22 protein-coding genes are annotated in these 23,119 nt (G+C 61.4%); 2 read left to right on the top strand and 20 right to left on the bottom strand.

The features are described from left to right. Positions 1-114: 114 nt before the first annotated feature. From clpB to rluD, 3 genes are all read right to left on the bottom strand, one after another. Positions 115-2,697, bottom strand: coding sequence for an ATP-dependent chaperone ClpB (gene clpB, locus KZO83_RS16210; RefSeq protein WP_247621474.1), 2,583 nt, complete (start codon positions 2,695-2,697; stop codon positions 115-117). Positions 2,698-2,851: 154 nt separating this feature from the next. Further along, positions 2,852-3,607, bottom strand: coding sequence for a peptidoglycan editing factor PgeF (gene pgeF / locus KZO83_RS16205; RefSeq protein WP_247621473.1), 756 nt, complete (start codon positions 3,605-3,607; stop codon positions 2,852-2,854). 7 nt (positions 3,608-3,614) lie between these two features. Beyond that, positions 3,615-4,577 (bottom strand): 23S rRNA pseudouridine(1911/1915/1917) synthase RluD, encoded by a 963-nt coding sequence (gene rluD, locus KZO83_RS16200; RefSeq protein ID WP_247621472.1) that lies wholly within the window; start codon positions 4,575-4,577, stop codon positions 3,615-3,617. Positions 4,578-4,682: 105 nt separating this feature from the next. Between rluD and KZO83_RS16195 the strand changes: the two genes are divergently transcribed. Next, positions 4,683-5,483 carry an outer membrane protein assembly factor BamD gene (locus KZO83_RS16195; protein WP_178999513.1) on the top strand — a complete coding sequence of 267 codons (801 nt, stop codon included), beginning with the start codon at positions 4,683-4,685 and terminating at the stop codon, positions 5,481-5,483. A 152-nt stretch (positions 5,484-5,635) separates the two neighbouring features. Here KZO83_RS16195 and KZO83_RS16190 read toward each other — a convergent pair whose 3' ends face one another. The 6 genes from KZO83_RS16190 to pilV (KZO83_RS16165) all read right to left on the bottom strand — a co-directional run bounded on the left by KZO83_RS16190 (position 5,636) and on the right by pilV (KZO83_RS16165) (position 10,816). Next, positions 5,636-7,267, bottom strand: coding sequence for an NAD+ synthase (locus KZO83_RS16190; RefSeq protein ID WP_247621471.1), 1,632 nt, complete (start codon positions 7,265-7,267; stop codon positions 5,636-5,638). Between the two features lie 108 nt (positions 7,268-7,375). Next, on the bottom strand, positions 7,376-8,464 hold the full coding sequence (thiO, locus tag KZO83_RS16185; protein ID WP_247621470.1) for a glycine oxidase ThiO: 1,089 nt from the start codon (positions 8,462-8,464) through the stop codon (positions 7,376-7,378). An 80-nt stretch (positions 8,465-8,544) separates the two neighbouring features. Then, a complete protein-coding gene (locus tag KZO83_RS16180) occupies positions 8,545-8,922 on the bottom strand; it encodes a type IV pilin protein (RefSeq protein WP_247621469.1) in 378 nt (125 codons plus the stop codon). A 70-nt stretch (positions 8,923-8,992) separates the two neighbouring features. Then, entirely contained in the window at positions 8,993-9,592 is a 600-nt protein-coding gene (locus KZO83_RS16175) for a pilus assembly PilX family protein (protein WP_247621468.1), read from the bottom strand. A 29-nt stretch (positions 9,593-9,621) separates the two neighbouring features. After that, entirely contained in the window at positions 9,622-10,392 is a 771-nt protein-coding gene (locus KZO83_RS16170) for a PilW family protein (protein WP_247621467.1), read from the bottom strand. Further along, positions 10,355-10,816, bottom strand: a complete 462-nt coding sequence (gene pilV / locus KZO83_RS16165; RefSeq protein ID WP_261505799.1) for a type IV pilus modification protein PilV — start codon at positions 10,814-10,816, stop codon at positions 10,355-10,357. The genes KZO83_RS16170 and pilV (KZO83_RS16165) overlap by 38 nt, the downstream gene beginning before the upstream one ends. Positions 10,817-10,887: 71 nt before the next feature. Between pilV (KZO83_RS16165) and KZO83_RS16160 the strand changes: the two genes are divergently transcribed. After that, positions 10,888-11,424, top strand: a complete 537-nt coding sequence (locus KZO83_RS16160; RefSeq protein ID WP_247621466.1) for a GspH/FimT family pseudopilin — start codon at positions 10,888-10,890, stop codon at positions 11,422-11,424. A gap of 1 nt (position 11,425) precedes the next feature. Here the strand turns inward: KZO83_RS16160 and KZO83_RS16155 are convergent, their stop codons facing one another. The 11 genes from KZO83_RS16155 to rpsT form a co-directional block, all read right to left on the bottom strand. Then, positions 11,426-13,291 carry a polymer-forming cytoskeletal protein gene (locus tag KZO83_RS16155; RefSeq protein ID WP_247621465.1) on the bottom strand — a complete coding sequence of 622 codons (1,866 nt, stop codon included), beginning with the start codon at positions 13,289-13,291 and terminating at the stop codon, positions 11,426-11,428. Next, a complete protein-coding gene (locus tag KZO83_RS16150; protein ID WP_247621464.1) occupies positions 13,291-13,860 on the bottom strand; it encodes a PilW family protein in 570 nt (189 codons plus the stop codon). The genes KZO83_RS16155 and KZO83_RS16150 overlap by 1 nt, the downstream gene beginning before the upstream one ends. A gap of 1 nt (position 13,861) precedes the next feature. After that, positions 13,862-14,287: a type IV pilus modification protein PilV gene (gene pilV, locus KZO83_RS16145; protein WP_247621463.1), complete on the bottom strand. Its 426-nt coding sequence runs from the start codon at positions 14,285-14,287 to the stop codon at positions 13,862-13,864. Further along, positions 14,284-14,811, bottom strand: coding sequence for a GspH/FimT family pseudopilin (locus KZO83_RS16140; protein WP_247621462.1), 528 nt, complete (start codon positions 14,809-14,811; stop codon positions 14,284-14,286). The genes pilV (KZO83_RS16145) and KZO83_RS16140 overlap by 4 nt, the downstream gene beginning before the upstream one ends. A gap of 130 nt (positions 14,812-14,941) precedes the next feature. Then, entirely contained in the window at positions 14,942-15,895 is a 954-nt protein-coding gene (gene ispH, locus KZO83_RS16135) for a 4-hydroxy-3-methylbut-2-enyl diphosphate reductase (RefSeq protein WP_247621461.1), read from the bottom strand. 61 nt (positions 15,896-15,956) lie between these two features. Beyond that, positions 15,957-16,400, bottom strand: a complete 444-nt coding sequence (gene fkpB / locus KZO83_RS16130) for an FKBP-type peptidyl-prolyl cis-trans isomerase (protein ID WP_035415327.1) — start codon at positions 16,398-16,400, stop codon at positions 15,957-15,959. Then, positions 16,397-16,942: a signal peptidase II gene (gene lspA, locus KZO83_RS16125; protein ID WP_040239247.1), complete on the bottom strand. Its 546-nt coding sequence runs from the start codon at positions 16,940-16,942 to the stop codon at positions 16,397-16,399. The genes fkpB and lspA overlap by 4 nt, the downstream gene beginning before the upstream one ends. A gap of 65 nt (positions 16,943-17,007) precedes the next feature. Continuing rightward, entirely contained in the window at positions 17,008-19,848 is a 2,841-nt protein-coding gene (gene ileS / locus KZO83_RS16120) for an isoleucine--tRNA ligase (protein WP_247621460.1), read from the bottom strand. A 9-nt stretch (positions 19,849-19,857) separates the two neighbouring features. Further along, positions 19,858-20,925, bottom strand: a complete 1,068-nt coding sequence (gene ribF, locus KZO83_RS16115) for a bifunctional riboflavin kinase/FAD synthetase (RefSeq protein WP_178999526.1) — start codon at positions 20,923-20,925, stop codon at positions 19,858-19,860. Between the two features lie 75 nt (positions 20,926-21,000). Then, positions 21,001-22,512: a murein biosynthesis integral membrane protein MurJ gene (gene murJ, locus KZO83_RS16110; RefSeq protein ID WP_247621479.1), complete on the bottom strand. Its 1,512-nt coding sequence runs from the start codon at positions 22,510-22,512 to the stop codon at positions 21,001-21,003. A 193-nt stretch (positions 22,513-22,705) separates the two neighbouring features. After that, positions 22,706-22,972, bottom strand: a complete 267-nt coding sequence (rpsT, locus tag KZO83_RS16105; protein ID WP_178999527.1) for a 30S ribosomal protein S20 — start codon at positions 22,970-22,972, stop codon at positions 22,706-22,708. Positions 22,973-23,119: the final 147 nt, after the last annotated feature.

The raw sequence follows: 23,119 nt of genomic DNA, 5'->3' as shown, positions 1-23,119 counted from the left end.
CCCAGAAGAGAGGCACAAAAAACCCGCGACACAGCACGTCGCGGGCGGAGTGACGGTCCGGACACGACCGTGGAGCGAGAGCGTCGAGCGGCCCGGTACTCCGGGCCGCTCGCGTTACTTGGCGAAGACGAGGTGGCCGTCTTCTGTGGTCACGCGGATGGTATCCCCCGCGGCGAAACGCCCGGCGAGCAGTTCCTGCGCCAGCGGGTTCTCGATCCGGCTCTGGATGGCGCGTTTGAGCGGTCGTGCGCCGAACACTGGGTCGAAGCCCACCACCGCCAACTGTGCCAGGGCGTCGTCGCTGATCTCGAGACGAATCTCACGCTCGACCAGGCGCGCCTGGAGACGTTCGAGCTGGATCGCCGCAATGGACTGGATCTGCTCCTGCCCCAAGGCGTGAAACACCACCACTTCGTCGATACGGTTGATCAATTCCGGACGGAAATGATCGCCCACGACTCCCATCACGGCATCGCGCATCACTGCGTAATCGGCGTCATCGCCGCCCATGCGCTGAATGATGTCCGACCCCATGTTGGAGGTCATCACGATCACCGTATTGCGGAAGTCCACCGTGCGCCCCTGACCATCGGTCAGTCGGCCATCCTCGAGCACCTGCAACAAGATGTTGAAAACGTCCGGGTGCGCTTTTTCGACCTCGTCGAGCAGCAGCACGGAATAAGGCTTGCGGCGCACCGCCTCGGTCAGATAGCCGCCTTCTTCATAACCGACGTAGCCCGGCGGCGCGCCGATCAGCCGCGCCACGGAATGCTTCTCCATGAACTCGGACATGTCGATGCGCACCATGGCTTCCTCGGTATCGAAGAGGAAGTTGGCTAGCGACTTGCACAATTCGGTCTTGCCGACCCCTGTAGGCCCCAGGAACAGGAACGATCCGTTGGGGCGATGTGGGTCGGCGAGCCCCGCGCGCGAACGGCGCACGGCGTTGGCCACTGCAGTCACCGCCTCGTCCTGACCGATGACGCGTTCGTGCAGCGCCTCTTCCATGCGCAGCAGCTTATCGCGCTCGCCCTCGAGCATCTTGGACACCGGGATGCCGGTCCAGCGCGAGACCACTTCGGCGATCTCCTCCTCGGTGACGTTGGAACGCAACAGCTGGTGCTTGGCGGTATCCGCCTCATGCTCGCTGGCCTCGGCGATCTGCTGCTCGAGCCGGGGAATCACCCCATACTGCAACTCGGACATACGCCCCAAATCGCCCTGGCGGCGTGCCGCCTCGAGGTCGATGCGCGCCTGTTCGAGCTCCGCCTTGAACTGCGCCGCGCCCTGGATGCTGGCCTTCTCGGCCTTCCAGACCTCTTCGAGATCGGCATATTCACGGCTCAGGTCGTCGATCTGAGCCTCTAGGGAATCGAGCCGTTTGCGTGTCGCTTCGTCGGTTTCTTTCTTGAGCGCCTCGCGCTCCATCTTGAGCTGGATCAGCCGACGGTCGAGACGATCCATTTCCTCGGGCATCGAATCCAATTCCATGCGGATCCGAGACGCCGCCTCGTCGATCAAGTCGATGGCCTTGTCGGGCAGTTTCCGATCAGTGATATAGCGCGTCGACAGCTTGGCCGCAGCAATGATCGCGCCATCGGTGATATCGACGCCGTGATGCACTTCATAGCGCTCCTTGAGGCCACGCAGAATCGCCACGGTATCTTCCTCGTTGGGCTCATCAACCAGCACCTTCTGGAAGCGCCGCTCGAGCGCCGCATCCTTCTCGATGTGCTGACGATACTCGTCCAACGTGGTCGCCCCGACGCAATGCAATTCGCCGCGCGCCAGTGCCGGCTTGAGCATATTGCCAGCGTCCATCGCGCCCTCGGCCTTACCGGCGCCGACCATGGTGTGCAACTCGTCGACGAACAGAATGACGCGGCCTTCTTCCTTGGCCAGCTCTCCGAGCACGGCCTTGAGGCGTTCCTCGAACTCGCCGCGATACTTGGCGCCGGCCAGCAACGAGCCCATGTCCAATGACAGCACGCGCTTGTCCTTCAACCCCTCCGGCACCTCGCCATTGACGATGCGGCTTGCCAGGCCCTCGACGATGGCGGTCTTGCCCACGCCAGGATCGCCAATCAACACGGGGTTATTCTTGGTACGCCGTTGCAGCACCTGGATGGTGCGACGAATCTCGTCGTCACGACCGATCACCGGATCGAGCTTGCCATCCACGGCACGCTGGGTCAGATCCATGGTGTACTTGTCCAGCGCCTCGCGGCTTTCCTCGGCCGAGGCGTCATCCACCTTGTTACCGCCGCGCAGGCTATCGATGGCGCTACGTACGGACTGCACGTCGAGACCGGCCTGCTGGAGCACCTTGCTGATTGTGTTTTTCATTTCCAGCGCCGCCAGTACCACCAACTCGCTGGCGATATACTGATCGCCACGCTGCTGGGCCTCGCGGTCGGCGAGATTGAACAACTGCGACAACGCCGAGGAAAGCTGCACATTGCCGTCGAACTGACCGACGCGTGGTAAATCGTCGAGATACTGGGAAAGCCCGTTGCGCAGACGAGAGACATCGCCGCCGGCCTTCTGAACCAAGCCTTTGATGCCATTTTCCTGCGCTTCGACGAGCGCCATCAGCACATGGCCGGGATCGAGTTGATTATGACTGCGCCCTACCGCCAGGGACTGCGCCTCGCCCAGGGCATTCTGCAATTTACTGGTCATGCGATCGATACGCATCGAACCCCTCCTTCATCGCGACACGCCATCGGCGCGCCGCACGATTATCTTATGTTGACATCATCAATGGAGGTATGCTCGAGGCGTTTCAAGGCAGGGCGTGCAAAAATCGTTCCGACGTTCGATAACGCTAGGGTCGGACGCGAAGCGCCGTTCAGCGCAACCAGATCACGCTGGCCATGCGACCGGTGTGGCCGTCGTCGCGGCGGTGGGAATAAAAACGCGGCTCGCAGGCGGTGCAGAAGTGACCGCCGCCGATATGGCCGATACCCAAACGCTCGAGACGCAACCGCGCCAGGCGATAGATATCCGCCATATAGTGGCCGAGGCGATAGGGGCTGGGCTCGAAGGCGCTTTCCGCCTCGGGCTGAACGGCCACGAAGGTTTCGAACACTTCAGGGCCGACTTCGAACTGTGCCTTGGAAATCGCCGGCCCCAGCCACGCCATGAGCTCATCCGGAGGCTGCCCCAAGGCCGCCACGCTGGCTTCCAGCACACCACCCGCCAAGCTCCGCCAGCCGGCGTGTGCCACGCCCACGCGCGTCCCCTGGCGATCGCAGAAGAACACCGGCAGACAATCGGCGGTCAGCACGGCACAGGCGTATCCCGTATCGAAAGCCACCGAGGCGTCCGCTTGCGGCGGCTGCTCGGCAAACGCTGCGCGGTAGTCCTGCTGGACGGCGGCACCATGCACCTGGTTCAGCCATAACAAGGGGCGGGCGTCGTCGAGCTCGGCACTCAACAGGCGGCGGCAGCGGTCGACCGAGGCGGGATCGTCGCCTACGTAATACGCCGTATTGAAAAACGCGAAGGCGCCCTGGCTGGGGCCGCTCTCGCGCGTGGTGACGAAAGCACCGACCGTGCTCGGCGCCGGCCAATCGGGCAGAATCAAGGTGGGGCGTTCGCTCATGAAAGGCTCACTTAGCGTGCGTGTCGGCTGCGTCGCGCAGAAAATCCAGCAACATCAGCATATCGTCCGGCAACGCCGCGCGAAACTCCACCGCCTCGCCGGTACCGGGATGCACGAAGGCCAGCTTGCGAGCATGCAGCGCCTGACGCGGAAAGTGCCGCAGCACGTCCTTCAATGCCTCGCTGGCCCCGGCCGGCATCTTGAGGCGTCCGGCGTAGACCGGGTCGCCAATCAATGGAAACCGGCGATGCGCCAAATGCACGCGGATTTGATGAGTACGTCCGGTTTCGAGCCGACAGCGGACATGCGTATGGGAAGGAAAACGCTCCACCACGCGGTAGTGTGTCACCGCCGGCTTGCCCGAGGGCGTAACGGCCTGGCGCTTGCGGTCCTTGGGATGCCGCCCAATCGGTTCATCGACACTGCCACCCGCGGTCATCCTGCCGGTCACCACGGCATCGTATTCGCGCGACACCGTGCGCGCCTGCAATTGCTCAACCAACGAGGCATGCGCCGATAACGTCTTGGCCACCACCATCAAGCCGGTCGTGTCCTTATCGAGCCGGTGCACGATGCCTGCCCGGGGTAGCTGCATCTGTCCGGGCGCATGGTGCAGCAATGCATTGAGCAGGGTACCGTCGGGATTGCCGGCAGCGGGATGCACGACCAGCCCCGCCGGCTTATCGATCACGATGACGTCATCGTCTTCATGGACGATATCAAGCGCCATGGCCTGCGGCGCGAAGCGCGTGTCTTCCTCGAGCGTGGCCTCGAGCGTCAGTTGCTCGCCGCCGCGCAACTTATCCTTGGGGCGCGCGGACGCGCCGTCGCAGGTCAGCGCCCCCGACTTGATCCACGCCTTGAGGCGCTCGCGGGAGAAGTCCGCGAACAGCGTCGAGGCAGCTTGATCCAGACGCTGGCCAGCCATCGTTTCGGGGACGCGTTCTTCTCGCTGCACGGTATCTGCCATGGCAATGCTCGGTTCCATTTCGCCACCGGGGGCGTTTGCTTTATAGTGACTCCGAACTGGCGGATTCTAGCACGGCCGCCCCGTATTGGTTGAACGAGGATGACGATGCGATTCCCTTCACTTGGCACGTTCGGTGCGTTACTGCTTAGTGGCGCGCTGCTTGCCGGTTGCGCCAGCAACGAGCCGGCCCCGGATATACAAGAGCAGGAACTTTACCAGCAAGCTCAAGAGTCATTGGATGCCGGACGTTACAGCACCGCCGTGACACGCCTCGAGGCGCTGGATACCCGTTTTCCCTTCGGTCGTTACGCCGAGCAGGCCCAGTTGGAGCTGATCTATGCGTACTACCAGACCGAGGACTGGGAGCAAGCGCGCGCCGCCGCCAGCCGCTTCATTCGTTTGCACCCCGATCACGAGCAGGTCGACTACGCGTATTACATGCGCGGTCTCGCAGCTTACCAATCCGGGCGTTTCAGCCTCGAAGGGCTCGAGCTGATCGATATCTCCAAGCGTGACCTTGGCGCCACGCGCGATGCCAATGTCGACTTCGGCGAGTTGGTGCGTCGCTTCCCAGAAAGCCCCTACGCAGCCGACGCGCGTCAGCGCATCGTTTATTTGCGCAACGTACTCTCGCGTCACGAGCTGCAAGTCGCCGATTTCTATCTACGCAAGGGCGCCTACCTGGCGGCCATCAATCGCGGCAAATGGGTGCTTGAGCATTACCCGCAGACACCCGCCACGCGCGACGCCCTGGCGGTCATCGTCGAGGGCTACATGGGGCTGAACATGCCCGAGCGGGCACGCACTGCATTGCAGACGCTCATCAACAACGATCCCGACAATCCGCGCCTCGATGGCAAGACATTCGAGCCCGAGCATGTCGACGCCAAGCCGCTGACGCTCTAACGGCGCCCCTCCGGGGAGCTGTAAGTCATAAGAGGTAAGCTGGAAGAAAAATCAAACGCTAAAAACACCTGTCTTGGCAGATAGCGATTCTTCCAGCTTCCAGGCGCGCAGCGCCGCTCTTCCTTCTTATAGCTCCCCGGCGACAGCCGGGGTCATTCCCCCGGCTGCCAGCCGTTGACGATGGGATAACGACGATCGCGCCCGAAACCACGCGCCGTCACGCGAACCCCCACTGGTGCCTGACGCCGCTTGTATTCGCTGCGGTCGACCAACTTCACGACCCGATAGACATCTTCGCTGGCATAGCCGGCATCGATGATCGCCTCGGCACTCATATCGCCTTCGATGTAACGCTCGAGAATGGCGTCCAGCTCGTCGTAACCCGGCAGGGAGTCGCTGTCCATCTGATCGGGCGCCAGTTCCGCCGACGGAGGACGCGTGATGACGCGCTCGGGAATCGCCGGCTCCTGCTTATTGCGCCACTTGGCAAGGCGATACACCCACGTCTTGTAGACGTCCTTGAGCGCGTTGTAACCGCCCACCATATCGCCATATAGCGTGGCATAGCCCACCGCCATCTCGCTCTTGTTGCCAGTGCTCAATACCATCAGCCCTTTCTTGTTGGAAAGCGCCATCAACAGCACGCCCCGGCAACGCGACTGCAGATTCTCCTCGGTGGTATCGCGCTCAGTCCCGGCGAAGCTCTCTTCCAACGTGGCGGTGAAAGCCTCGACCATCGGCGCGATCGGCATGACCTCATAATGCACGCCGAGCAGCTCGGCTTGCGCGGCTGCATCCGCTTTGGAGATATCCGCCGTGTAGTGATAGGGCATCATCACCGCTTGCACGCGCTCGGGCCCCAGGGCATCGACCGCGATGGCCAGCGACAGGGCCGAGTCGATCCCCCCTGAAAGCCCTAGCACGACGCCCTGAAAGCCGCTCTTGTTGACATAGTCGCGAAGTCCGGTCACCAGCGCGCAATATAAGCTTTCTTCCGACGCCAGCAGCGGTTCGCATTCGCCGGCCTCCGGCGCCCATGCGCCTTCGGCGTCGGTAAAACGCACCGGCATCAGGCCGACTTCCCAGAACGGTGCACGTACCGCCACCTCGCCCTGAGCATTGAGCACCAGCGAGCCGCCGTCGAAGACCAACTCGTCCTGGCCGCCGATCTGGTTGAGATAGACCAGCGGCCGCGCAGCCGCCTGGGCCCGCTCGGCGAACAAGCGTTCGCGCTCCAGCGGCTTGTCGCGATGGTAGGGCGAGGCGTTGAGTGTGATGAGAATATCGGCGCCGGCCTCGACGCTCTGGGTCACCGGTGCGCCGTCCCACAGGTCTTCGCAGACCAGGATGCCCAGCTTGGCACCACGATGCTCGATGACGAGCGGCGATGATCCCGCCGCGAAATAACGTTGCTCGTCGAATACCTGGTAATTGGGCAGCGCCTGCTTGGCGTATTCGCCGAGCCATTCGCCGTTGTACAGCACGCCCGCGAGGTTATGCAGCCGGCCTTCGCGCCGGCCTGGATAGCCGATGACGACCATCACATCGCGCGCCACCTTACGCGCCATCGTCGCGCGTGCCTCTTCCAGGCGTGCTTCCATCGATTCGCGCAACAACAAGTCTTCCGGCGGGTAACCGGTCAGGAACAGTTCGGGGAAGACCACCACATCGGCACGATGTTCGATGCGCGCTTCGCGCACGGCCTCGATGGCTTGCGCGGTATTGCCGGGGATATCGCCCACCAGCGGGTCGAGCTGGGCCATCACCAGAGTCAGGTCTTGCATGAGCGGAATACGCCTCTCTCATCGTGATTGGCTGAGTAAACTGCCGTCGAGACGGCCTCATGGATGTATTGTCACGCAACGCCGGCTCGCTGGCAAAACGCCTTGTCGTCAGACGCCACCTAGCCGGTAGGGGGCGGGGTCGACCACCGGGGTGCGTTGCAGTAGTTGATCGACCAACAGGCGCGTCGACGCCGGCGCCAACACCAGGCCATTGCGATAATGGCCAGCGTTGACCCATAACCCTTCGATGCCGGGTACCGCGCCGATGGACGGCACGCCATCCGGCGACCCGGGACGCAAGCCGGCCCAGTGATGCTCCACCGGGCATTCGGCCAATGCCGGCACGATCGACAGTGCGCTATCGTAAAGCGAGCCCTTTGCTGTCTCGGTGGTACGCTGATCGAAGCCCACCTCTTCCAAGGTGGAGCCGGCAACGACACGCCCATCGCCACGCGGAATCACATAACGCCCATCCTTCAGCACCACACGTTCGACCAACCCCGGCGACGCCTTGAACAGGATCATCTGCCCACGCACCGGACGCACCGGCAGTGTCACGCCGATACCCGCCAGCAGCTGGCCGGCCCAGGCGCCGCCACATACCACTACGCGCTCGGCGGCTTCATGTCCCGCCGATGTCCGAACGCCGCGAAGGCGTCCATCCGCCACATCCAGCGCTTCGACCTCGACATGCTCGCGCAGGGTGACGTTAGGCATCGCCTGCAGGCGGGCCCGCAGCGCCTTGCACAAGCGCGGATTACGAATGCTACCCAGGGTCGGCATCCACAGTGCCGAATCGAAACCGGGCGCGGCATTAGGCTCCTTGGCATAAATCGTCTCCGCCCCGACCCGTTCCAGGGGCTTGCCAACCTCACGCGCCCACGCGAGCGCCTGAGGCTCATCATCGACACGCAGATACAGGAGCCCTCGCTGGCGATACTCGGGATCGATACCGGTTTCTTCCAGCAGGCGCAGCGACAATTCGGGATAGGCACCTTCGGAATAGCGCGACAATGCGGAAATCGGCGCGCTATAGCGCCAGGGGTACAGCGGGGAGACGATGCCGCCACCGGCCCAGGAGGCCTCGCGGCCACATTCGCCGCGTTCGAGCAGGGTGACGCAACGGCCAGCGTCGGCGAGTTGCAGGGCCGTCATCATGCCGATGACACCGCCTCCAACGATCAAGAATTCACTCACACGGGCACTCATTTCATCGCTGAGAAACCCGCAATCTATCATGTGCCGCATGTGCGGGGCAGCGGCGGAGACCCTCTGAGTTACCAGCAATCCTCACCCTTCGGCTCCCCCCGCTGGCCGGCTTGATCCAGCGTCATCCAAGCACAATCCTGCCCACCCTGGTTGTTCTTGAGCGTCGCCTTTAGCGTAAATTCGTTGGCCGAAAGCGCAGCGTAGCTGAACTTGTAAGCCTCACTCTCCGGCACCAGTTCGTCGGTTTCGCCGGCTTTATAGCTGTTATATTGCGTGTACTGACGTTCCATCTCATACGCCCATTTCATCAACGTGGCCTGGGCATCGGCCCGATTCGCCTTGCGCACATGCTCGGTATACGAGGGAATGGCGATCGCGGCAAGGATCCCGATGATGACCAGCACGATCATCAACTCGATCAAGCTGAAGCCTTGGGTTCGACGCATGGCATGGACTCCTGAGAGGGTGTTTACAAAAGGGCTGCAGACGGAAAGAGAGACGTTCAACGCTAGGTACTCAGCGCAAGACCTCGCGCCACGCCGGACGAGTGGGCCCCTCGGAAGAGCGGATAACGCGCGTGTCGTCATTATCGGCCTGTGCCTGGCGGGCTTGAATCAACGCTTCGCCTGACTCGCGAGGCAACATCAGCGTAACGCGGCGCTCGAGTACCGCATGCGTTACCTGGCGTTTACCCCAGCCGAACGCGGTCACCTCGATACGTGCTTGGCAGGGCGCGCCGGCCTCGGGACACGAGCTCGACAGGGCAGCCAGCGTCACCCGGGGCGGCTCGTGGGTATCGAGCGGGATGGGTGCCCCGCTATCGCCATAGGCCACGCCGTCACGTCGCCAACGAGCAGCCGACCATTGGCTGGCATGCGACGCCTGTGGCATCAGGCAATCAGGCGCCGTGCAGTCACCGTGGGCATCGGGCAGTGTGTAATCCGCATGACGCAATCGCCATTCGCCTTCTTTGAGTGCTGCCTGTGCTGCTTGAAACGCCACCTGGCGGTCCATGACGTTGCGCGCCATGCGCTCCTGCAGGACCGCGCCCTGCAAGCCGGCGAGTCCCAACGCCGTCATCGCCATCAGCAGAATCAGCGCGACGATCAGCGTCATGCCCCGTTCCCGAGAGGGGCCGCTGACGCTCACGATGACGTGTCACCCTGCGAGGTGACAAGCGGCGGCGGGGATGCCACATTACGCAGAGCCACGCTCGTGGCGTACACCCGATACAGACGACGATCCGGTGCCGTGACGGTTTCGCCATCGAAGACATAGGATGATGCCGTGTCGACGAGCCCATCCTGTCGCGAGGCCACCAGCAATTCGATGCTCACACCCTTGACGCTGGCCCAATCGCCGACGCCCGAGGCGCGGCGCCAACGGCCTTCGACGAAATAGCGCAGCGCCATGGCCTCGACATTCGCGTCGAGCGGCTGGGGAGACGTGCCATCCACCGCGCAGTCCAGCCCCTGCGAGGCGTTCAGCGATAGCGTCGCCCGCGTGATGTCAGCACTCTCGAGATCCCCGCCCAGGCAATCCTGCAGAGGCTCACCCGTGCTGCCGTAATAGCGGACCCGCAAGGTGCTGTCGTCCCCCGCCACGATAGCGCCTTGGGCAAATTGCAATGTCGCCGGAAAGGTCTGCGCCTCTTGCCATTCGGCATACCCCGCCTTGCGTAGCTCCCGTGTCAGCACGTCAGTCACGAAGCGACCGCTCTCCTGCACCTGAGCCAGTTGCGTTTGCAAGCGGTACTGATGCTGATAGGCAATGAACAGGTCGATGACGCCAAGCAGCACGATCATGCTCAGCGCCAGGCTCACCATCAACTCGATCAGCGACACCCCGCTTTGACGGCGCCGCCCCGGAGTGGGTCGCTCAAAGTCGGGTCTGTAATCGATATTGCCGCTGCCCATCGTCATCACTCCAGCTCACGCGGGGCGCTCGCCAGGTCACTTTCACCGTGGCCGTCGCCAGGTCGTCATCGCCCATCACCTCGATGCAGCCCTGCGCCTGGGGAAGCGCGTTCACTAGCCCCGCCAACCAGGCACGTACTTGGGCCGAACCGGCACTAGCGGGATCGTCACTGCACGGCTGGTCGTAGGCGCCGGCCAGCGCGCCGTGGCGGTCGATGCGCAAGCGTTCGAGCATAGCCCCCACCCGCTGCACCACCTGAGACTGGGCATCGGCATTCCGCTGGGCGCGCAGCGCCTGGGTCTGAGTCGCCGCCACCCCCAGCATGCCGAAGGACAAAATGAACAGCGTAATCAGCACTTCGATCAAGCTGAAACCCCGCGTACGCCCATGCCGCGACCGCGCGTCCCTGTGTATTACCCTCATCGTATTTGCTCGACCGCCAAGACTACTTTATAAACAAATAAAGTAAATGCTAATACAAAGTAAGGCAATCGATGCATACGACGTCGTGGCATATGCGAGGAATGACACTGCTCGAATTGCTCGTGATCATCGTCATTGTCGGCCTGCTCACCACCCAGGGCGTCCCCGCCATGGGTCATGTGCTACGTGATCAACGCTTGCAGGCCGCCAGCCATACGCTCTATCAAGCGCTCTACTACGCGCGTAGCGAAGCGATTCGCCAAGGTGTGCCGGTGATGATGGTGAGTGAACCAGATGGCTGGGAACAGGGCTGGCGCATATTCGCCGATCGCGACGACGATGGCGAGCAATCGCCCTCGGAGCCGACACTACGCGCGGGTGACGCCCCACCGGGCGGACTTCGGCTGCACGCCAATCAGCCCTTGCGTCGCTACGTGCGTTACGCGTCGAACGGCTACTCGATCCGCGCCTCCGGCAGCTTTCAGATCGGCAGCTTCTATCTATGCACGGCCAAAGCGACGACACCGGCACGGCGGATCGTGCTGAGCCGTGGCGGCCGGGTACGCATCGAGCGCCTGCCCGATGGTGATACCGCCTGCGCGCGATGAATCACTCCTCCGGACTACCGTACGACAAGCCTTCTAGAGACCAACCGGAGGCGCTGGAGTTATCATCGCCGTTGTCACCACTTCCGTCACCGCCTCCTGAGGTCGACCTGGGCACATACTCGATTTCCCCACCACCATCGACAGTAACGGTCTTACCTCTTGCCGAACCGCGTAGACCACCGCCGGCAGTGACAGAAACGTTGGCATACGGCGCATAAATATTTGCCAACGCCTGGGCACTGCCATCAATCAACACACCTCTACTATAAGAGTCACTATCCTTATGGTTGGAGTAAAGCGACAAGGTGGAACGGCCATTGGTCGTGGCCGGAACATCCGCCATTTGGGTGGAGCTCTTGATATGAGTCTCGCCGGTCACGAAGATCGTCAGCGTACTGCCTGAATCGATAGTAAGCCCTTTTCCTCCACCGGAGCCCAGAGTGAGGTCACCATCGACCAGCAACACCACGTCGCCGCCACTAACATTGAGCTCGCCATTCTTCTGGGTGAAATCCTTCGTGCGGATAACGGAAACAGGTTTGTCGAAGGTCGGCGCTTCAACCGTAGTTGCCTCCGCGAGGGTAACATCTTTCTGAACATTCCAGGTTTCATCAAACGCCGATAGGCCGCCGGGGGTCAGGGAAGCGTCCACCGTTGGATAACTACCAACCGTAATGTCTTTGTCAGCGCCGGTTTTATCGGTAGGAACGGCTGCAAGCAGATCACTCACCTCCATAGACAAGTTGTGGTTGCCGGAAAAAATTTTTGGATCGCACTCACCACCACTTACAGGGGAGACAGATGTATGGCTACCGACCTTAACCGAACCACCAGCAAACTTATCGATCTCCTTTCCGTTTGCAGTATTGACAGTCCCTTCCTGCGATTCGATATCGCCACCCACGGAAGCCGAACTATTGGAAAAGATGACCTTGCCACCTGCTGAAACATTACCTGTGACAGTGGCAGCATTGTTGAATTCAACATCACCGTTGGCCGAGACATTACCCTTGGCAGGCGCCGAATTTTCAAAAAAAACGCTCCCCGTTGTAGCGATGGAACCACCATAAGCATAACCACCCCCTGCATCCAAAGTGATATCATCACCGGCAAGAATGTTGCCTGTGATGCTGCTATCGGTGTATAGCGTGCCCATTGTTGTCACGTTGCCATCAACATTGGCATCACCGCTAAGCCTCACTCCGGCACCTGGCTGCAACGTTCGAACATTACCATTAATTCCCCCTCCGCCACTGACCTGAACCCCCTCGCAGCCGAGCAACACGTCTTGGTAAGCGCCGCCAGCCTTTATAGAATAAATAGCACTCAGGATATCTTGCCCACCACTACCTTCAGTATTATCGTTATTATTGTCACTCAACTCTCTTTCCCCCCAGAACTCCACACGCACGTGAGAACTATCTATCTTGACAACTTTCTTAATCCCGGCCTGGGTGAATGTATATTCAATATTCTTATGATCGCATCCTCCCTCTTCATCATGCCTTGCTTCCCAAGCACGATTCTCAGCTGCACACTTACGCTCGTCACCAGTCAAAAAAATAGCGCCACTTTCACTCTTATTATCAAATATAGGTTCGCCGCTTTTGACATCTTCGCTCTTTAGCGCTTCCTCCATTTTTTGGCTAACTTCGCTTAATTCTTTCGACCACTCACCTTCATTTTTACTGAAGCGCCGAAAAGCCTCGTCCGCGCCCGCCTCATAATTATTGGTGCGTACATAATTACCGGCTTGGCGCTCTTGATACTTATTGACAGACATGCTGGACACGACAGCCCCGGATGCCACCGTCAGCAGCATCAAACCTATAACAAGCACGAAGCCAGACTGCTTATGAGAACGCATCACGGATCACCATCACTATCAGAAGTTGCGCGAGAGGCAAGATGAAAGCTCAGGGTTTTCACGTCACATTCATCTTCTTCACGGCATGGTTTGTACTTCAACGTGACACGCACGCACGGACTCGCGGCATCGTCACACACTGAATCACCTTCATCACCAAATCGTACACTGGTAATGCCTGGAGCAGCCAACGCCATTACTTCCTGATCATTGCACGTAAGCCACTTGTCATCCACGTCCGTTATCCACTCGATGCGACCACTACCATCATCAGCTCCAGGACATCTTATTTTGTTTATATCTTCACCTGAATATGACTCCAAGATAAGCTTACTCCCTTCATCGTTGTTTTCTATCGAGATCGATTTTGCCACTTTAACCGATGAAGACAGCTCCCTGTGTATATACATCAGCTCGTCTTGCAGCTTGTAATTGTTATCTCGCTGCTCACTAACACTGCTGATCGCCTGGTAGGCCGTGATCGTGCCGCCGAGGATAATCAAGCCGAGAAACATGCTGATCATCATTTCGATCAGCGTGAAGCCTCGTTGACGATGTTGGTGACTCATCCTATGACTCCTTGCATGGCAAGAAGGTGACAAGTTCCACGGCGTTGTCGTCTTCACTGCCCCACTCAATGGTCAGGGCATAGTAGCGACCACTTACTGGTTTAGAACCTTCTTCGGTCAAATATTCGCGCTCAGGTCTTGCATTAGGCATCGGCGCCGTCGCTCTGACATAGTTCTCCCATTTGTCCACGAGCCCACCAAGATTCTCACAAGCCTCATCCTGCTGCGCCCAGGCGCGTTCGTTCATGTCGCGGACCATAATGGTCGCGAGTGTCGTATTGAGGCTGTCGCGGGCATTCTGCAACGAGTTGAGCTGCATGGCGGCGAGCCCCAGCATGCCGATGGAGAGGATGGTCAGCGCCACCAGCACTTCGATCAGGCCGAAGCCGCATTGAGCACGGGGAGGACGTTGCGCCGGTTCCATCATGCGTCACATCCCTTATCTGACTCGGCGACATAAGCTCGTCCGATCGCACTCATGCATACCCGCGAAACTTTCGGTAGCCCCGCATGACTGAGACGCCATTCGCCATCAGCATCGGGATATCCCAGATCATCGAAAGTGACTTCATCGGGAGGCTGGGCGTTCTTGTCTCCTACGCTGAGCTGGTCAGGTAGCGGCTGGTGGGCGGCGATAGGGTTCTCACTATCCCCTTCAACCTCTATACGCCAGCCTTTTGACCAGTCATTGCCCCCGCATGAATCCCCGTCGGTACTCGCACACAGCGTGACCTCGGCTTCGCGCATGATGGCTTCGCCGCGTGCCAAGCGCAGTGCGGCGACCAGTTCGTTGCTGACGTCGGTGAGCTGTTGGTGCTGGCGCAAGGACTGGAAGCTGGGCACGGCGATGCTTGCCATGATCGCGAAGATCACCAGCACGATCAGCAATTCGAGGAGGGAAAAGCCACGGCTATGCGACACATAGCGAAGGCGATAAGCACGATGCGGCACGTACGACTTCCTGATCGGTGAGGCGACGCGTTACGTACGCGGCATGGGGCGGCACCCCATGCGCTTTGTCAATGTAGCGTACTTTGCAACGAATTGTAACGCTCACATCACATCGAAGACGCGGCACCTCTCACGTGCTGGCGATCACCTGCTCGCGCAGTTCCTTGGGCATGGAGAAGACGATGTCTTCCGCCTGCCCGGCGAGTTCATTGGGGTCCTCGGCGCCCAGCGACTTGAGCCGGTCGATGACCGCCTGGACGAGGACTTCCGGTGCGCTGGCACCGGCCGTTATGCCGATGGTGCCCACACCATCTACCCATTCGGGGCGGATCTGCTCGGCGGTATCGATCAGATACGCCGGCGTGCCGGTGCGCTCTGCCAATTCCCGCAGGCGGTTGGAATTGGAACTGTTGGGGCTGCCCACCACCAGCACCAGGCCGCTTTCGCTCGCCAGTTCACGCACCGCGTCCTGACGGTTCTGGGTGGCGTAACAGATGTCATCCTTGCGCGGCCCGTCGATACGCGGGAACTTCTCGCGCAAGGCGTCGATGACCTTCGACGTATCGTCCATGGACAGCGTTGTCTGGGTGACGAACGCCAGCCGCTCGGGATCGTTGACCTCGAGATTGGCCACGTCCTGCTCGTCCTCGACGAGGTGGATCTGGCCGCCGAAGGACGTGTCGTAACGCCCCATGGTGCCCTCGACCTCGGGATGGCCGGCATGCCCGATGAGCACGCACTCCTGGCCACGCTTGGCGTAGCGCAGGACTTCCATATGCACCTTGGTGACCAGCGGACAGGTGGCGTCGAAGATACGCAGTCCACGCCGCTCGGCCTCTTCCTGGACCGCACGCGACACGCCGTGGGCGGAGAAGATGACGATCACGTCGTCGGGGATTTCATGCAACTCCTCGACGAATACCGCCCCGCGCTCGCGCAGACTATCCACCACGAAGCGGTTATGGACGACTTCGTGACGCACGTAGATGGGTGGCCCGAACACATCGAGCGCGCGATTGACGATCTCGATGGCGCGGTCGACGCCGGCACAGAAACCGCGTGGATTGGCCAGCTTGATTTGCATGCTTACCTCGCCTCGATGCGCCGTGGCATCGTATCGATGGGCGGCGTGCGCCCGTCAAAACTTAATGGGTCGTGGCCGGGCGAACCTCGATCACCTCCACCTCGAAGGTCAGGGTACGCCCCGCCAGCGGGTGATTGAAGTCCACATCGACATTACGCTCGTCGATTTCGGCGATGACGCCGGGCAGCTCGCCGCCACCCGGGTCGGTGAACGACATCATCGTACCGACCTCGAGCTCGTCGTCGAACTGATCGCGCGGCAGGCGCTGCACATTCTGCGGATTGTGCTGGCCGAAGCCGTGCTCGGGGGTAATGGTAAAACGGCCGGTCTCGCCATCGGTCATGCCCTTGAGCGGGGTCTCGAACCCCGGCGGCAGATTGCCATCGCCGACCTGGAACGTCGCCGGTGCCTTGTCGCGGGTGGAGTCGATCACCGTCTCGTCTTCCAATTTGACGGTGAAATGCAACGTCACTTCCATCCCATCGCCGATGCGGTACTCACTCATGGGGCGTCTCTCTTATCGGATGTTGCCGTGTGTCGTCGGCCGTCACGCAGGGAGGCCAGAATCAAACCAATGGCTCCCAAGGTGATGGCGGTATCGGCCAAGTTAAAGGCGGGGAAGTAATTTCCCTGCCAATGAAACGACAGAAAGTCGACCACATAGCCATGCACCAGGCGATCGTAGAGATTGCCCAACGCCCCACCGATCACTAATGCGATGGCTGCCGCCGAGAGGCGTTCATCGGCCTTGAGACGCGTCAACCACACGGTCAGGCCAATGCTCACGCCGATGGCGATGGCCGCGAACAACCAGCGTTGCCACCCGGCGTGATCGGCCAGGAAACTGAACGCCGCGCCGGTATTGTGCAGCAACGTGAAGTTGAACACCGGCAATAATTCGACCGGTTGTGCATAGATCAAATACGTGCTGGCGAGCAGCTTGCTGCCCAGGTCCAGCACGATCACCAATAGCGCCAGCCACAGCCAGCGCAAGGGGCGCTGCATGGGCGGCGATACCGATCGATCAGGCGTTGCAGCGTCGTTCATTCGAGCCTCTCATATCATGACCAAGCGGCGCTATGATCCAGGGTGCGTCATCAGGCATCGCAGCTTCAGGCATAGCGGCGCGTTTCGCCCGGCCCGTCGGGCAGGTTGCTCAGGCAACGACCGCACAGGTTCGGGTCGGCGGCATGCGTGCCCACGTCCGCGCGATGATGCCAGCAGCGATCGCACTTGGTGTGCGGACTTTCCATCACACCCACCTTTAGGCCATCGAGCTCGCTGGCCTCGGCCTGCTCGCTGCCCGCTGCGTCCAGCGACGCCAGATGCACTTCGCTGGTCAACAGCACGAAACGTAGTTCATCGCCGAGCTGCGACAAGGTCTCGCGCACGTCATCGTTAGCGTAGAGCGTGACCTCGGCGGCGAGACTATTGCGTATCACCTTGGCGTTACGCGCGTCTTCCAGGCACTTGTTGACCGCCTGCTTGACCTCGAGCACCCGCGACCAAAACTCACGCCCCATCACGGCATCCGACTTCAGGGTCGTCAGATGCGGATAGTATTCCTCCAGCAGCACGCTATCGCCGCGCGTGCCGGGGATGGCCTCGTAGATTTCCTCGGCGGTGAAGGACAGAATCGGCGCCACCCAGCGCACCAACGCCTCGACCACATGATAGAGCGCCGTCTGGCAGCTGCGGCGCGCGAGCGAGTCAGCCTGGGTGGTGTACTGGCGATCCTTGATCACATCCAGATAGAAGCCGCCCAGCTCGTGCGCGCAGAAGTCGTGCACCTGCTGGTAGACGTCACGGAAGCGGTAGTCGTCATAGGCCGTCTGCATGCGCTGCTGAAGCTGTGCGGCGCGATCCACCGCCCACTGATCCAGCGCCAGCATATCCTCGAACGCCACGGCGTCACGCGCGGGATCGAAGCCATTCAAGTTGGCCAGCAAGAAGCGCGCGGTATTGCGGATACGCCGGTAGACATCGGCGGTGCGCTTCAGAATCTCGTCGGAGACCGCCATTTCACCGGAGTAATCGGTAGAGGCGACCCACAGGCGCAGGATATCGGCGCCCAGCTTGTCCATCACCTGCTGCGGCGCGATCACGTTGCCCATCGACTTGGACATCTTGCGTCCCTTTTCGTCGACGGTGAACCCGTGCGTCAGCAGCGCCTTGTAGGGCGCATGGCCGTCGATGGCGCAACCGGTGAGCAACGACGAATGGAACCAGCCGCGATGCTGGTCGGAACCCTCGAGATACAGATCGGCACGCGGCCCTTGTGGGTGCCCCAGCGAATGCGAGCCCCGCAAGACATGCCAATGCGTGGTGCCGGAATCGAACCACACATCCAGGGTATCGGTGACTTTCTCGTAGTCGCTGGCCTCGGAGCCCAGCAGCTCTTGTGCATCGAGACGGAACCAGGCATCGATGCCCTCGGCTTCGACACGCTTGGCGACCTCTTCCATCAGCGCGACGGTGCGCGGATGCCACTCCCCGGTCTGCTTGTGCAGGAAGAATGGAATCGGCACCCCCCAGTTGCGCTGGCGCGAAATGCACCAGTCAGGACGATTGGCGATCATCGAGTGCAGCCGCGCCTTGCCCCAGGCGGGGACGAACTGCGTCGCCTCGACGCCATCCAGCGCGCGCTGACGCAGGGTGCGCCCCGTATCGTCCTCGCGGTCCATGCCCACGAACCACTGGGCGGTCGCGCGGTAGATGACCGGCGTCTTGTGACGCCAGCAGTGCATGTAGCTGTGCGTGATCGGCGTGTGCACCATCAGCGCGTTCACTTCACGCAGCTTGTCGACGATCTGAGGGTTGGCCTTCCAGATCATCTCGCCGCCGAAGAACGGCAGATCATCGCGGTACACGCCATTGCCCTGTACGGGGTTGAGCATGTCATCGAAGCTCATGCCGTGCGCGCGGCAGGTCATGAAATCGTCCAGGCCGTATGACGGCGCCGAGTGGACGATCCCCGTGCTGCCTTCTTCCACGGTCACGTAGTCGGCGAGATACACCGGCGCCATACGCTCATAGAAAGGATGCTGGAAATTGATGAACTCCAGCGACGCGCCCGTCGTCGTGGCCACAACATCGCCCTCGAGGCCATAGCGCGCCAGACAGCTTTCGACCAGCTCCTCGGCGAGCACCAGCAGCCGCTCGCCGGTATCGACCAGGGCGTAGGTGAAGTCGGGATGCACGTTCAGCGCCTGGTTGGCGGGAATGGTCCACGGCGTGGTGGTCCAGATGACGATCGCCGCCGGCTTGTCGAGCGACGTGAGCCCAAACGCCGTCGCTAGCTTGGCGGGATCGGCGGCGGTGAAGGCGACATCGATGGCATCGGACTTCTTGTCGGCGTACTCGACTTCCGCCTCGGCCAGGGCCGAACCACAATCGAAGCACCAGTTGACCGGCTTCAGTCCTTTGAAGACGTAACCACCCTCGACCATCTTCGCCAGCGCGCGAATCTCACCCGCTTCGTTGGCGAAATCCATGGTCCGGTAGGGGTGCTCCCAGTCGCCGATCACGCCCAGGCGCACGAAGTCGGTCTTCTGCGCTTCGATCTGCGCCCCCGCGTACTCGCGGCATAGATCACGCGCCTCGCCGGCGGCGAGATGCTTGCCGTGAGTAGTCTCGACCTTGTGCTCGATGGGCAAACCGTGACAGTCCCAACCAGGCACATAGGGCGCATCGTACCCCGCCAGCGCCTTCGACTTGACGACGATGTCTTTGAGAATCTTGTTGACGGCGTGACCGATGTGAATACTGCCGTTGGCATAAGGAGGGCCATCGTGCAGTACGAAGCTCTCACGGCCGGCGCGTGCTTCGCGCAGGCGCTCGTAGAGGTTCATGTCCTGCCATTGCGATACCCGCCCCGGTTCACGCTTGGGCAACATGCCGCGCATGGGGAAGTCGGTTTCGGGGAGGTTCAGGGTATGTTTGTAATCGCTCATAGCGGAAGGTCAGCCATCGTCTTGGTCGGCCGGGCGAGCGCCGGCCGAGGAGTCGGAAGTCGAAGGCTCGGGCGCCAGGGGCGCCGAGGCCAGCGGATAAGTCCAGCCAGTCGAAGCACACGGCAGCTCGAGCGCGGTGGCATCGAGCGGTGTCGCCGTGCGGAAATAGCGACGTGCCTGCGCCAGATCAGCATGAATCTGACGCGTCAGGGCCTCCAGCCCCGGAAAATTGACCTCGCCTCGCAGCCGCGCGCAGGGCACGACCGTAAGGCGCTGGCCATAGAGGTCACCCTCGAAATCGAACAGATGCACCTCCAGCACCGGCCGCGAGCTGCCCACCGTCGGCCGCCAGCCTATATTGGCCGCCCCCAGCAGCTCGCGACCATCGGGCAACCGCGTGACGCAGGCATAGATACCGCGTAATGCCAGGGAACGCGACGTCAACGGCAGATTAGCGGTGGGCACGCCGATGGTGCGTCCCAACTGCCGGTCGGCAACCACGCGCCCCGAGAGTTGATAGGGCCGCCCCAACAACCGCGCGGCCTGGGCGAAATTGCCGCTGGCCAGCAAGGTGCGTATCCGAGTACTCGAGACGCGTTCATCGTCGAGGGCAAAGGTACGCGTATGCTCGACCTCAAAACCACGGTGCTCGCCCACGCGTTGCAGCAACGCGAAATCGCCCGCCCGGTCACAGCCGAAACGGAAGTCGTCTCCCACGACGAGATGCTTGACCCCCAGGCCGCGGATCAGCACGCGCTCGATGAACTCATCGGCCGTCAGACTTCGCAGAGCAGCATTGAAGGGCAGGCAGACGATACGCTCGGCGCCATATTCGGCCAGCAGCTCGACCTTGTCGCGCAACCTGCTCAAACGAGGCGGCGCCTGCTCGCCGGCAAAATACTCACGCGGCTGGGGCTCGAAGACGACCACCGTCATCGGCAACCCCAACGCCGTGGCGCGACTCTTGAGCTGATCGAGGATCGCCTGATGGCCACGATGTACGCCATCGAAATTGCCGATCGTCGCCACGCACGGGCCCGCCTCGCGCAGATTGTGCAGTCCTCTGATCAGTTCCATATGCCGTTCATATGCCGGTGAAACGTTCGATTATAACCAAGGGGGCCACGCCTGACAGCCATGCCTGCCCTACCATCAGCCACCCAGACGGAAATGCCTGAGGCGCACGCCGCACAGCGCCAGCCATCCAAAGTAGACCAGGACACCGCCCAGGGTCAGCCCGAGCAATGTTGCCGCACGCTGCCATACGCCCCAGGCCAGCCACTGATGCCATTCGGGGCATAGCCACCAAATCCCGGCCCCCATGACGACGCAGCCACCGCTCACTGTCAACGCGTAGCGTCCCCAGCCCGGCTGAAATGTCAGTACGCCACGCCGCCGTAGCCCCCAGCCCAGCAAGCCAGCATTGAGAAACGCCGACAGCGCCGTGGCCAGCGCCAATCCCGCATGCGCCAGCGGCCAAATCAACAGCAGGTTCAAGACCATGTTGGCGACCATCGCCACGACCCCGATCTTGACCGGCGTCTTGGTATCCTGGCGCGCGAAGTACCCCGGTGCCAGCACCTTGATGAGCATGAAGGGCAACAAACCTAACGCATAGGCCCGCATGCTGCGTGCCGCCATCACGATATCGTGGTCCGTCATCGCGCCATAGTGGAACAGACTCACCAGCAATGGCTCGGCCAGCAACACCAAGGCCAGAGCTGCGGGAAGCCCGATCAATAGCACCGCGCGCAACGCCCAGTCGAGCATCTTCGCGAAGTGCGCTGGCGACTGTTCGGCATGGCGCTTGGAGAGGGCCGGCAGGATCACCGTGCCCAGTGCCACGCCGAACACGCCCAACGGCAACTCCACCAGGCGATCCGAATAGTAGAGCCAAGACACGCTGCCCGACGCCAGCAGGGACGCCAGTACGGTATCCAGCAGCAAGTTGATCTGCGAGACCGAGACCGCGAACAGCGCTGGCACCATCAGTGTCAGGATGCGGCGCACCCCGGGGTGGCGAAAGTTCGGCCACGGCCTCGGCATCAGTCCCAGCCGTGCCAGGAACGGCACCTGGAAGCCCAACTGGACGACCCCGGCGATCAGCACACCCCAGGCCAGGGCCATCGAGGGGTCCTGCATCCAAGGCGTCAGGCCCAGCGCCGCGCCAATCAATGACAGGTTGAGCAGCACCGGCGTGAACGCCGGGACGGCGAACCGGTTCCAGGTGTTGAGCACGCTGCCGGCAAAGGCGGTGAGCGAAATCAACCACAGATAGGGAAACGTCAGGCGCAGCATGTCGGCGGTCAACGCCAGCTTGCCGGGATCGGCGCTGAATCCCGGCGCGAATAGCCACACCAGCCAGGGCGCGAAGAGTACCGCCACGGCGCTGAGCAGAGCCAGTATCACGCCAAGACTGCCCGAGACCGCATCGAGCAGTTCGCGTACCTCTTCACGTGTCCGCTGGGTGGCATACTCAGACAGCACCGGAATGAACGCCTGATTGAAGGCGCCCTCGGCGAACAGGCGACGCATGAAGTTGGGAATCTTGAAGGCGACGAAGAAGGCATCCGCGCCGCTACCGGCCCCGAACAAAGCCGCGATCACGACATCGCGCGCCAGCCCTAGTACACGCGAGAGCATGGTCATCGTGCTGACCACCATTCCCGAGCGCAATAGACCGCCACGCGCTGAAGGCCGCGCCTCCGATACTGGCGACGCATCCTCTTCCGGCACTGCCTGCGATTGCTTACCCGTCACCGACTACCTCCAAGCACCCGGAGTTGACGCCCAAGCGCCACTTACAAAAAAACCGGCCGAAGCCGGTTTTTTCACGCGTTACCGCCAAGTCCCGGCTTCAGGCAGCCAGGGCCTTAATTCGCTTGTTCAGACGGCTCTTGATGCGTGCAGCTTTACGCTTGGAGATCGCGTCCTTGTCGGCGATGCGGTCGATGACCGGCTGTGCCGCCTTGAACTCGGTCATGGCCTGACCGTGATCGCCATTCTGGATCGCCTTGACGACGCGCTTGATATACGTGCGCACCATGCTGCGTTGGCTGGCATTGTGCTGACGACGCTGCTCCGCCTGGCGGGCGCGTTTACGGGCCTGTTTGGTGTTCGCCACCGTCTACTCCTTGGAGATGTTGACAGTCATGTTCTGTAAGAAATTGATTCGCATGACGTTTCGACTACTTCATGCGAATCGGCCAAAACGGGATCGCCACTCGCGAGGCGCCCCATCAACGGGCCGTGTCTGAGAGGATGCAGCATT

It is taken from the genome of Chromohalobacter moromii (assembly GCF_023091865.1).
In the GTDB taxonomy this organism is placed as follows: domain Bacteria; phylum Pseudomonadota; class Gammaproteobacteria; order Pseudomonadales; family Halomonadaceae; genus Chromohalobacter; species Chromohalobacter moromii.
Note: the sequence above shows the minus strand (reverse complement) of the source record. Positions and strands in the feature narration are given on the sequence as shown.